This is a genomic window from Streptomyces sp. NPDC051578, from assembly GCF_044454045.1.
Taxonomy (GTDB): Bacteria; Actinomycetota; Actinomycetes; order Streptomycetales; family Streptomycetaceae; genus Streptomyces.
Genome location: NZ_JBITDH010000007.1, coordinates 1 through 11,321 on the forward strand (window position 1 = coordinate 1; position 11,321 = coordinate 11,321).

12 protein-coding genes and 1 rRNA gene are annotated in these 11,321 nt (G+C 70.9%); 10 read left to right on the forward strand and 3 right to left on the reverse strand.

The window, feature by feature from the left end:
• The 9 genes from rrf to ACIA6C_RS25235 all read left to right on the forward strand — a co-directional run.
• A 5S ribosomal RNA gene (rrf, locus tag ACIA6C_RS25195) occupies positions 1-94 on the forward strand; the annotation flags it as partial.
• Positions 95-264: 170 nt separating this feature from the next.
• Positions 265-918 carry an HAD family hydrolase gene (locus ACIA6C_RS25200; protein ID WP_361139597.1) on the forward strand — a complete coding sequence of 218 codons (654 nt, stop codon included), beginning with the start codon at positions 265-267 and terminating at the stop codon, positions 916-918.
• 107 nt (positions 919-1,025) lie between these two features.
• Positions 1,026-2,270 carry an MFS transporter gene (locus tag ACIA6C_RS25205; protein ID WP_399279127.1) on the forward strand — a complete coding sequence of 415 codons (1,245 nt, stop codon included), beginning with the start codon at positions 1,026-1,028 and terminating at the stop codon, positions 2,268-2,270.
• Complete coding sequence (locus tag ACIA6C_RS25210) at positions 2,242-3,390, forward strand: acetoin utilization protein AcuC (protein WP_361139609.1); 1,149 nt, start codon at positions 2,242-2,244, stop codon at positions 3,388-3,390. The genes ACIA6C_RS25205 and ACIA6C_RS25210 overlap by 29 nt, the downstream gene beginning before the upstream one ends.
• A gap of 102 nt (positions 3,391-3,492) precedes the next feature.
• A complete protein-coding gene (locus ACIA6C_RS25215) occupies positions 3,493-4,323 on the forward strand; it encodes a phosphatase (protein WP_399279129.1) in 831 nt (276 codons plus the stop codon).
• A 113-nt stretch (positions 4,324-4,436) separates the two neighbouring features.
• Positions 4,437-4,646, forward strand: coding sequence for a helix-turn-helix domain-containing protein (locus tag ACIA6C_RS25220; protein ID WP_008738568.1), 210 nt, complete (start codon positions 4,437-4,439; stop codon positions 4,644-4,646).
• 140 nt (positions 4,647-4,786) lie between these two features.
• Positions 4,787-4,885 carry a 30S ribosomal protein bS22 gene (locus tag ACIA6C_RS25225; protein ID WP_003948845.1) on the forward strand — a complete coding sequence of 33 codons (99 nt, stop codon included), beginning with the start codon at positions 4,787-4,789 and terminating at the stop codon, positions 4,883-4,885.
• A gap of 95 nt (positions 4,886-4,980) precedes the next feature.
• A complete protein-coding gene (locus ACIA6C_RS25230) occupies positions 4,981-6,054 on the forward strand; it encodes an NAD-dependent epimerase/dehydratase family protein (RefSeq protein ID WP_366082667.1) in 1,074 nt (357 codons plus the stop codon).
• A complete protein-coding gene (locus ACIA6C_RS25235; RefSeq protein WP_399279131.1) occupies positions 6,054-7,076 on the forward strand; it encodes a lysophospholipid acyltransferase family protein in 1,023 nt (340 codons plus the stop codon). Before ACIA6C_RS25230 ends, ACIA6C_RS25235 begins: the two co-directional genes overlap by 1 nt.
• A gap of 96 nt (positions 7,077-7,172) precedes the next feature.
• On the opposite strand, the gene ACIA6C_RS25240 is transcribed toward ACIA6C_RS25235, so the two are convergent.
• From ACIA6C_RS25240 to ACIA6C_RS25250, 3 genes are all read right to left on the reverse strand, one after another.
• Positions 7,173-8,378 (reverse strand): DUF5667 domain-containing protein, encoded by a 1,206-nt coding sequence (locus ACIA6C_RS25240; protein ID WP_366082665.1) that lies wholly within the window; start codon positions 8,376-8,378, stop codon positions 7,173-7,175.
• Positions 8,379-8,602: 224 nt separating this feature from the next.
• The gene (locus ACIA6C_RS25245) at positions 8,603-9,412 is read right to left on the reverse strand and encodes an ECF subfamily RNA polymerase sigma factor, BldN family (protein WP_329196095.1); all 810 of its coding nucleotides are present in this window, start codon (positions 9,410-9,412) and stop codon (positions 8,603-8,605) included.
• Between the two features lie 318 nt (positions 9,413-9,730).
• On the reverse strand, positions 9,731-10,681 hold the full coding sequence (locus tag ACIA6C_RS25250) for an HAD family hydrolase (protein WP_399279134.1): 951 nt from the start codon (positions 10,679-10,681) through the stop codon (positions 9,731-9,733).
• A 192-nt stretch (positions 10,682-10,873) separates the two neighbouring features.
• Here ACIA6C_RS25250 and ACIA6C_RS25255 point away from each other — a divergent pair, with 192 nt between their 5' ends.
• Positions 10,874-11,152 carry a glutaredoxin family protein gene (locus ACIA6C_RS25255; protein WP_399279136.1) on the forward strand — a complete coding sequence of 93 codons (279 nt, stop codon included), beginning with the start codon at positions 10,874-10,876 and terminating at the stop codon, positions 11,150-11,152.
• Positions 11,153-11,321 lie beyond the last annotated feature (169 nt).

Below are 11,321 nucleotides of genomic sequence, written 5' to 3' on the forward strand. Positions count from 1 at the left end.
AACGCCCGGTTACATTCCGAACCCGGAAGCTAAGCCTTTCAGCGCCGATGGTACTGCAGGGGGGACCCTGTGGGAGAGTAGGACGCCGCCGAACATTTATTGCGGGAAGCCCCGCACCAGCCCTTCGGGGCCGGTGCGGGGCTTTTCTGCGTTCACCCCGCATACGGCATACGGCATACGGCACCCGGCGTTTGCCGGCGTTTTCAGCCGATCACCCGCACGGGGTTGCGCCCCGCCCGAGCTGACGGCTCGTAGGGTGGGCTTATGGGATATGACCTCGTCATCTTCGACAACGACGGCGTGCTGGTGGACAGCGAGCCGCTGGCCAATCGGATCCTCGCCGGGTACCTGACCGAGATCGGGCACCCCACCACGTACGACGAGTCGCTCCGCGACTACATGGGCGGCGCCGTCCACCGGGTGCACGACCTCGTGCTGGAGCGTACGGGGCAGCGGTTGCCCGAGGACTTCGACGAGAGGCTGCACTCCCGCACGTTCGAGGCGTTCGCACGGGAATTGCGGCCCGTCGACGGCGTGGAGGAGGTGCTCGGGGCGCTCACCGCGAACGGGATCGCCTACTGCCTCGCCTCCTCCGGGAGCCATGAGCGGATCCGGGTCGGACACCGCGCCGCCGGGATCGACGGGTGGTTCGAGGAGGAGTGGATTTTCAGCTCCCAGGACGTGGGCCGCGGAAAGCCCGCGCCGGACCTGTTCCTGCACGCCGCCGACCGGATGGGCGTCGAGCCGGCGCGGTGCGTGGTGGTCGAGGACAGCCCGCTCGGGGTGGAGGCCGCCGTGGCCGCGGGGATGGACGTCTACGGCTTCACGGGGATGATGCCGGCGGACCGGCTGGCCGGGGCGAAGGCCTGCTTCGGGGAGATGAAGGACCTGGTCCGCCTGCTCGGGCTCGACGAGTGACCCGTCCGGAGTGAGGCGGTGCAGGGGCCAGGGCCGGCCTGCTGACACGTGATTGGTGTGGTGATCGCTCTACCCACCGGTAGCCGAGGCACCTACGCTGAGCCGCCATGACAGATGACGTGCGGCTGCGCCGTGGCCGGTTGTCCTTGGGGTTCAGTTTCTTCGTGCAGGGCGTGACCTTCGCCCTCCTCGTGACCCGCATCCCCGCCATCCAGGACCAGTACGGGATATCCGACGGGCTGCTGCCCGCCTTCCTGGCCGCGGTGCCGGTCCTCGCGGGGATTTCCAGCGTCGCGACCGAGCACCTGGTGAAGCGGGTCGCGCCCAGCGTGGTCCTGAGGTGGGCCCAGCCGCTGGTACTGCTCGCCCTGCTCGGCGTCGGCGGCGGCGGGCAGATGTGGCACGTGGCCCTGGCGCTCGGGGCGTTCGGGCTGTCGGTCGGGGCGCTCGACGCCTCCATGAACATGCTCGGCGTGAGTCTCCAGCGGACGTACGGCCGCAGCATCATGCTCGGCTTCCACGCCTCGTACAGCCTGGGCGGGATCGTCGGGGCCTCCGCCGCGTGGGCCGGGGCGCACTGGCATCTGGGGCTCTTCGTGAGTTACCTGCCGGCCGTCGTCCTGTTGCTGCCGGCGGCCGTGGCGGGCAGCCGCTTCTATGTCGACCAGGGTGAGCCGGGGCCGCAGGGCGGAGCCGGGAAGGGCCTGGGGCCGGGCGGGTTCGGGCTGTTGCTGCCGCTGTGCCTGGTGATGGCGTGCGCGTACATCGGGGATTCGACCGTGTCGAACTGGAGCGCCAAGTACCTCCAGGACGTGCTGGGGAGCTCCGAGCAGCTGGCGACGGTCCCGTACAACGTGTACATGGTGACCACGCTGCTCGGGCGGGCCGTCGGGGACCTGGGCGTGCGCCGTTTCGGGCCGGTCGCGGTGGTGCGGGCGGGGACGGTGGTCGCGGCCGGCGGTTTCGCGGTGGTGGCGGCCGCGCCCGGGGCGTGGACGGGGATGCTGGGGTTCACGTTGCTGGGGATCGGGCTGTGCGTGATCGTGCCGCAGACGTTCGCCGCCGCGGGAAGGCTCGCTTTCGAGAGGTTCGGCCCCGGGGCGTCGGACACGGCCGTCGCGCGGCTGAACATCTTCAACTACGTCGGGTTCCTGGTCGGTTCGCCGCTGGTGGGCGGGATCGGGGACGCGTGGAGCTACCGCGGCGCGATGCTGGTGCCGATGGTGCTGGTGTTGGTGACGCTGTTCTACGCCCGTTCCTTCGGCGTCGGCGGCGCCCGATACGGTGTCGGGCATGAGCGGCGAGCCGGTGACCGGGCTGTTGATGTGGGACGAGGCGGTAACGAGGTATGACTTCGGACCGAGCCATCCGATGGATCCGGTGCGCCTGGCGCTGACCATGGGTCTGGTGCGGGCCTTCGGGCTGGACCGGGCGATGGAAGTGCGGGCGGGCCGGGCGGCCGGTGATTCGACGCTGCGGCTCGTGCACCGGGAGGACTACGTCGCCGCGGTGCGGGAGGTGTCGGCTGATCCCGGTGTGGCCGACGGCTCGTACGGGCTCGGGACCGTCGACGATCCGGCGTTCCACGGGATGCACGAGGCGTCGGCGCTGATCGCGGGACAGTCGGTGGCCGCGGCCGAGGCGATCTGGCGCGGGGAGGCCGGGCACGCCGTGAACTTCGCGGGCGGGCTGCACCACGCCATGCCGGGCGGCGCGTCCGGGTTCTGCGTGTACAACGACGCGGCGCTGGCGGTGGCCCGGCTGCTGGAGCTGGGTGCCGAGCGCGTCGCGTACGTGGATGTGGACGTGCACCACGGGGACGGGGTGCAGGCGGCGTTCTGGGACGATCCGCGCGTGCTGACGGTGTCCCTGCACGAGCATCCGCGGACGCTGTTCCCGCAGACCGGGTGGCCGCAGGAGACGGGCGGGCCGGCCGCCGAGGGGTCGGCGGTCAATGTGGCGCTGCCGGCGGGGACGGGTGACGAGGGCTGGCTGCGGGCGTTCCACGCGACGGTGCCGGAGCTGCTCGCGGACTTCCGGCCGCAGGTCCTGGTGTCCCAGCACGGGGCCGACACGCACTTCGAGGATCCGCTGGCCCATCTGGCGGTGTCGCTGGACGCGCAGCGGGCCGTCCAGGAGGCGTGTCACCGGCTGGCGCACGAGTACGCGGACGGCCGCTGGCTCGCCCTGGGCGGGGGCGGCTACGCGGTGGTGGACGTCGTACCGCGCTCCTGGACCCATCTGGTGGGGATCGCGGCGCACCGGCCGGTCGATCCGTCGTCCGAGGTGCCGCAGGAGTGGCGCAGCGAGGTGTACGCGCGGACCCGGCAGCCGGGGCCGGTGCGGATGACGGACGGCCGGACGGTCGGGTGGCGGGACTGGGAGGCGGGCTACGACCCGGCGGACAGTACGGATCAGGCCGTCCTGGCGACGCGGCGGGCGGTGTTCCCGCTGCGCGGGATGCTCGTGTAGGCGGTGGGCTCCGGGGTGGCGTGGCAGCGCATCGTTACGCCAACCGTGGGGCTGTGCACGGGAATTGATGAGGTGCAGGGTGCGGTGCGGCAGCATCAGAGGGTGTTGAGCATCGGCGCGCTGCGTGCGCATCTGCTGGCTTCCCGGTTGGCCGGGCCCGTCGCGACTTCACGTGAGGAGAGCCTGCGCAGTTACAGACTGTTCGCGGCGCGGGATCCGCGGGTGCTGCTGGGGCTGGAGCCGCAGTGGCACTGGGGTGAGCGTGATCTGCTGCGGCTGATGGCGGACAGGTGCGGGGTCTCGGCGGACCCGGCGCACGTCAGCGGGCCGGACGTGATCGATCCGGAGCGGACGCTCGCCGGGCTGGAGGCGTTCGCGGCGCGGCTGGGGGAGGCGGCGCGGCGGCGGTCGCCGGTGTTGTTCGGGACGGGGCACCCGCACCGCCTCCTTGCGTTCTACGCCGGTTTGGCGCGTGCCCTGTCGGCGGCGGGGTGTGTTGTCCTCACCCCGGCGCAGGGGGTGCATGTCGACATGGCGACCCGGTTCGGCGTACGGGGGCACCGCATCGATTACGTACGGGGGGTCGCACTGGTGCGGGAACCCGGCGCGCGGCCACCGGTGAGTGTCACCGGCGCGCACACCCATTCGCCGCTGCCGGTTCGGGTCGCGCTGGGGGCGCTGGCGGAGGGCGGAGGGCCGTTGCCGGAATTGGTGGTGGGGGACCACGGCTGGGTCTGCGGTGCAGGTCAGTTGGGTGTGGAGGCGATCGGGCTGGCGGATACGGACGATCCGGCGCTGTTCGTGGGGGAGGCCGAGGGGCGGGTCGCGGTGACGGTTCCGCTTGATGACGGGGTGTCGTCGGATTTCTACCGGCCCCTCGTGCGTTACGTACTGGGCCGCGCCGGTCTGCCGTGGCGTCAGGAGTGGCCGTAGCTCCTCTTCCCCACTCGTATCACACGCCCCTACTCTGGGAGTGAGCGTGCGACGACGGGGTGTAACCGGAGGGGAAGCCGGTGCCCGTCATGCGCGGAAGGTCAAGGTGTGTCATGGCTGCTGGCGAGAGGCCTCTCAGTGAGGTTCAGTTCCTGACCGTGGCGGAGGTCGCCTCGGTGATGCGAGTGTCGAAGATGACCGTGTACCGCCTGGTGCACAACGGTCATCTGCCCGCCATCCGGGTGGGCCGGTCCTTCCGGGTCCCCGAGAACGCGGTTCACGAGTACCTCCGAGAGTCCTATGTGGGGGTGGAGTCGGCTTGAGATGACTCTCGGGTTGCCCTCGGATTACAAGCTCAGAGCTCGGGCGGGTAGGCTAGGCCGACGTAGGTCGTGTGGGCCCAGACGCCCCGCACCGATCCCCGCTGGCGCGGGGATGTTCCGAGAAGTGAGCGAGGGTAGTCGTGGGCTCTGTTATCAAGAAGCGGCGTAAGCGGATGGCCAAGAAGAAGCACCGCAAGCTGCTCAAGCGCACCCGCGTCCAGCGCCGTAACAAGAAGTAAACGGCAGCTGTACGTGTTCTCCGCAGCCCCTCCACCATCCTGGTGGAGGGGCTGCGGTGTAGCCGGGGGACTTCTTCGAGGGAGGCGCTGAACTCGTGGGCAAGGTCGTTCTCGTCACTGGGGCTGCCCGGCAGCTGGGGGCCCGCTTCGTGCGCCGCATCCAGCGGGAGCCGGACGTCGAGCGGGTCATCGCGGTGGATTCGGTCGGTCCTGCGCACCGGCTCGGCTCGGCCGAGTTCGTCCGTACGGACATCAGACGGTCGGCGATCGCCCGGGTGCTGGCCGAGCACGCCGTCGACACGGTGGTCCACCTCGCCGTGACGGGTGGCAGCGCGGGCAGCGGCGGTGCGCGCAGCGCCGTGAAGGAAACGAACGTCATCGGGACGATGCAGCTGCTCGGGGCGTGTCAGAAGTCCCCGACGGTACGGCGGCTCGTCGTGAAGTCCAGTACCAGTGTGTACGGGGGCACCTCGCGGGATCCGGCCGTCTTCACCGAGACGACGCAGCCGAAGTCGCTGCCGGCGGCCGGCTTCGCGAAGGACGCGGTCGAGGTCGAGGGGTACGTACGGGGCTTCGCGCGCAGGCGGCCGGACGTGGCGGTGTGCGTGCTGCGGTTCGCGAACATCCTGGGGCCGTACGCGGATTCCGCGCTGGCGGAGTACTTCTCGATCCCGGTGATGCCGACGGTGCTGGGTTACGACCCGAGGCTGCAGTTCGTCCACGAGGACGACGTGGTGGACGTGCTGCGGCTGGCGGCCGGGGAGCCCGCGCGCGGGACGCTGAACAGCGGGACCTTCAACATCGCGGGTGACGGGGTGTTGCTGCTGTCGCAGTGCGCGCGGCGGCTGGGGCGGCCCACGGTGCCGCTGGTGATGCCGGCTGTGACCTGGGTGGGATCGGCGCTGCGGGCGGTCGGGGTGACGGAGTTCTCGCCCGAACAGATCCGGTTGCTGACGCACGGGCGGGTCGTGGAGACCACGCAGATGCGGTCCACCCTAGGGTTCGAGCCGATGTACACGACCGCCGAGACGTTCGCGGACTTCGCGCGGAGCAGGGGAAGCGGGCTGTTGCCGCCGGAGCGGGTGGGGCGGGCCGTGGACCGGGTGGCCGGGATGCTGAACGCGGATCTGCCGGGTGTCGGGCCGGTGGCTGAGGGAGCGGAGCGATAGTGGCGGACGCGAAGGTCATCCCCTTCGACGAGGAGCGGCCGCGCCGGCGGCCGCCGCGGCGGGTGCGGGTGGCTCCGCCGGCCGGTGAGCCGGTGGTGCAGCCCGTACCGGAGCAGGGACGGGAGACGGCGGAGGCGGCGGCCGAAGGGGCCGGTGGGAGTGGCGGGCCCGTGGGGCGGCCGGGTGACTGGGACCGGCGGATCGCCGGTGGGCTGGCGTTTCTGCGCAGGCGGATCACCGGCGAGTACGAGGTCGACGACTTCGGCTACGACAAGGAGCTGACGGACCAGGTCCTGATGTCCATGATGCGGCCGCTGTTCGACAAGTACTTCCGGGTCGAGGTCAAGGGCATCGAGAACATCCCGAAGGAGGGCGGCGCGCTGATCGTGTCGAACCACTCCGGGACGCTGCCGCTGGACGGGCTGATGCTCCAGGTGGCGGTGCACGACCACCATCCGGCGGAGCGGCACCTGCGGCTGCTGGCCGCGGATCTGGTGTTCATGCTGCCGGTGGTGAACGAGCTCGCCCGCAAGGCCGGTCACACGCTGGCCTGCGCGGAGGACGCGCAGCGGCTGCTGGAGGCCGGGGAACTCGTCGGGGTGATGCCGGAGGGGTTCAAGGGGATAGGGAAGCCGTTCCGGGAGCGGTACAAGCTCCAGCGGTTCGGGCGGGGCGGGTTCGTGTCGACCGCGCTGCGGGCGCGGACGCCGATCGTGCCGTGTTCGATCGTGGGGGCGGAGGAGATCTACCCGATGGTCGGCAACGCGAAGACGCTGGCGCGGCTGCTGGGGGTGCCGTACTTCCCGGTGACTCCGACGTTCCCGTGGCTGGGGCCGCTCGGGATGGTGCCGTTGCCGACGAAGTGGACCATCCAGTTCGGGGAGCCGATCCCCACGGAGGGGTTCCCGGCGGAGGCGGCGGAGGATCCGATGCTGATGTTCAACCTGACGGACCAGGTGCGGGAGCAGATACAGCACACCTTGTACCGGCTGCTGGTGCAGCGGCGGTCCGTCTTCTTCTGACGGCCCTCCCCCGACGCCTGCTGACGGTGAGGCGTTCTCATCAGCACGACGAAGCGGTGCCCGGCGGGATGGTCCGCCCGGCACCGCTTCGCGTGGTTACTCGGCGTCCTCCGCCTTGATGCCCAGGCCGGGGAGCAGGCCGGGCAGGATCGGCGGGAGGGTGATGTCCGGCTGGGGCTGCTGCGGGGCCGCTCCCGAGGGGGGCGGTGTGGCGTGGCCCGGGTCGGACGGGTGGAGCAGATCGCCGGTGCCGCCCAGGAGCCCGCCGGGAGCCGAGGGCTTGGAGGCCGCTGACGGGGGCGCGCTCGGGGGGGACGCCGCCGGCCGGCCTGCGGGGGACTCGGGCTGCTGCTTCCCGGGGGAGGCGCTGGGCTTCGCCTGGCCGCCCGTGGAGCCGCGGGACTGCTCCGGTGGCTTGGGCAGCAGGTTCTGGATGGGCGCCACGTCTTCGTCTATGGCCTGGAAGACCGACTCGACCTCGCCCCCGACGTCGGTGAGCTGCGCCGGGAGCTTGTCCCGGAGCTTGCCCCAGGCGTCGCGGTGCGAGCGGGAGAACGAGGACAGCATCTGCATCGGGCCGAGCGAGCCGTCCCGCTCGTACGCCGCCTGGAGCAGCCGGTGGCCTTCCGCCGCGTCGTGGCTCATGCCTGCCAGGGCCCGGCGGATGGCGCCGAGGGACTCGTGGTCCAGGACACCGGTCCGGCCGCGTTCCATGAGTCTGCGGGCTTCCGAGAGCCGGTTCGAGGCCTGGTCGAGGTAGAGCTCGCCCCGGTCCGAGTCCTCGTCGGCCATGCCCAGCTTGATGTCCTCCATGCCCCGCTTGACGGGGTAGAGGGAGTCACCGGGCAGGGCGTCGGTGCTGGCAGCGGCCACTCCGCCGAAGGCCCCCGCTGCCACACCCACGGTGAGGCCGCCCGCTGCGATGCCCTTGGACCAGCGGGAGCGGGGCCGCAATTTCCGGAGCGAGGTCGCCCGGTGGGCGCCGCGGCCGGTCCGCTGTTCGGGCACGAGAGGGTCCGGTGCGGCACCGCCCCCGGCCCTCTCTTCCATCACCAAGGCCTCCATGGCGGCGACGAGCTGTGCTCGTTGCACCACTTTGACCTCGGGGTCCAGCACCGGGCGCGGCATTCTTTCGCCGAGCACGTTCGCCAGGGCCAACAACCGGTCGTGGTCGGCAGATTCGGCAGGTGCCTCGGACTGCTCGGCCGCCGGGTCCGGTTCCGAAAGGTCGGACGGGGTCCGATCCTCCAGGGCCTGGGCGAAGGCGTTCGCCCGCCGGTGCGGAGTCACGTTCGCGATCACTGGCGGCACCTCCTCTCGTCATGACGATCGACTCCCCCAGGTGTCCGGAAGGTTGCCTTCCTTGAGCACATCCACACTTTCGAGTGAGCGGCTTCGGGCAGGGCGTGTCCACAGGGAGCCTGCATTCCGCACAACGAGCGGCGCGGCACTTGGGTTACGGACGAAGGATGATCGGACCACAGCGGCATCGGAGTCATCAAGGGGTAGGTGGTGTCGGGAGGCGGTCAGCGGGCGTCGTCCGGGAGGAGGCGGGCCAGGGTGCGGACCGCCCGGTACTGGAGGGTTTTGATCGCGCCCTCGTTCTTCCCCATCACCCGGGCCGTCTCGGCGACCGAGAGGCCCTGCAGGAAGCGCAGGGTCACGCACTCCTGCTGCTGCGGGTTGAGTTTTCGTACGGCCTCCAGCAGGGCCGCGTTGGAGAGGGACTCCAGGACGGAGTCCTCGGGGGAGCGTTCCACCTCGTTGGCGTCCAGCATCTCGCCCGTGGTCACTTCCAGGCGGAAGCGGCTGGACTTGAAGTGGTCGGCCACCAGGTTGCGGGCGATCGTCACCAGCCAGGCCCCGAAGTCGCGGCCCTGCCAGGTGAAGGTGGAGATGCGGCGCAGCGCGCGCAGGAAGGTCTCGCTGGTGAGATCCTCCGCGGTCGCCTTGCCGCCGACGCGGTAGTAGATGTAGCGGTACACCGTGTCGCTGTACTGGTCGTAGAGCCGGCCGAAGGCCTCGGCCTCGCCGGCCTGGGCGCGTTCGACCAGGTCCATCATGCGGGCCTGGTCGCTGTCCGCGGTGGGGCGGCGGGCGGCTGGCGCGCTCGTGCCGGTGGCGGTGCCCGCACCGCCCGCGCGACCGCGTCTGCCCACCGTCGCTCCGCCGTCGGTCAGGGCGTAGCAAGGACCGGCCGGGCCGAGGCCGGCAGGGACCGCGGCGGCGAAGGCGGGGACGGCGTACGCGGTGGGGACGAAGCCGCGCAGGTGGTCGAGGACCGTTGCGCGCAGCGTAGCCAGGCCCGAGGCGTCAACCCCGACAGGTGGGTACACGGGACTCCCAGAGGCAGAGCTTCCATCACGTGCAGTGCGGGACCGTTCACCCGTCGTGGCGACAGATGGTCGGTGGCATGCGTTTGAGGAGAATAACGCTTCGTACAGGCAGCACTACACCCAGTTGCTCAAATCACCGGTTCCGACACTTCTGTTGCGTACCGAGGGCATATTCAGTCGCAGTTGGTGATCGGTTCCTGATCGGTTGGATACGCGGAATGGGCGCTTCCACGGTGCTGCGCGACCGAGTCGGGCATGCCGGAGTGCCGCGCCGACGACGCGGGTAAAGGTGCGGGATTGCGCGCGGGGCCCCGGGGGCTACTTGCGGCGGCGGTGCAGGGCGATGGCGGCGGCCGTGCCGCCCGCGATCGCGCCGACCCCGGCGGCCGCCGGGACGCCGACCTTCACGGCCTTGCGGCCGGTCCGATAGTCGCGCAGCCGCCAGTCGTGGGCTCGGGCATGCTTGCGCAGTTTTGTATCGGGATTGATCGCGTACGGATGTCCGACCAGCGACAGCATCGGAATGTCGTTGTGCGAATCGCTGTAGGCGGCGCAGCGTTCGAGATCGAGTCCTTCGGCGGCCGCCAGGGCGCGCACCGCCTCAGCCTTCGCGGGGCCGTGCAGCGGCTCGCCGACCAGGCGGCCGGTGTAGACGCCGTCGACGGACTCGGCGACGGTGCCCAGGGCGCCGGTCAGGCCGAGGCGGCGGGCGATGATCGTGGCGGTCTCGACGGGGGCGGCCGTCACCAGCCACACCTTCTGGCCGGCGTCGAGGTGGGCCTGGGCCAGGGCGCGGGTGCCCGGCCAGATCCGCTCGGCCATGTACTCGTCGTAGATCTCCTCGCCGATCGACATGAGTTCGCAGACCTTGTGGCCCTTGACGATGGACAGCGCGCTGTCGCGGGCGTCCTGCATGTGCTCGGGGTCCTCGACCCCGGCGAGCCGGAACCAGGCCTGCTGCCAGGCGAAGCGGGCCAGTTCGCGGCGGCGGAAGAACTCGCGCTTGTAGAGGCCGCGGCCGAAGTGGAAGATCGCCGCGCCCTGCATGACGGTGTTGTCGAGGTCGAAGAACGCGGCGGCGAGGTCGTCGCCCTGGACCGGGAACTCGGCCTCGGCCGGCTCCTCGGGGGGCGCCTGCCGTGCCCCGGTGAGGGACGGTGTCTCGTCCTGCGCGCTCTTGCGGGCGGCCTCGGCCGAGGCCTCGCCTGCCAGCACGCTCCGCGCGGTGGCGGAGCGCCTACGGGGGGTGAGCCATCCCAGAGCGGCCATGACGCGAGCATAGCCACTGTGTTCGGGAGTTCCCGAACCGAGGAGGAACGAGGGCGTGAACTCTTCGGAACGACCGGCTCCACGGCGGCCGGCGGGATCCTCGCAGAGCCCCCGGCGCAGGGCGCGCGGACCCGTCGGCCGATGCCGCGCGGGCCCGTCGGGCGCACTCGCGCGGCGCGGGACAATGAGGGCATGAGTCCTCTGTTGCGCCGCAAGGAGAAGAAGCGCCCCGAGGAGCGGCTGGTCACGCTCATCGGGAAGCCGGGTTGCCATCTGTGCGACGACGCCCAGGAGGTGGTGGAGAAGGTCTGTGCCGAGACCGGGGCGCGGTGGGAGAAGAAGGACATCTCGCAGGACGCGGAGCTGTACCGGCTGCACTGGGAGCAGATCCCCGTGGTGCTGGTGGACGGTGAACAGCACACCTTCTGGAGGGTGAACCCTGAGCGGCTGCGCCGGGCGTTGGAGAGCTGACCGTCCGGCCGGTTACCATCATGGGCGATTTGTGGGGGCTCGGGGGCGTATCGATGAGGAGTGTGCACCGTTTTGCCCCCCTCCGGATTTGAACGAGTTCGGCCCGTTCCCAGTTCCGCCCTTCGGCGCGCCGACCGCGTGACCCCGGTCACTTTGGACGGACAAAACG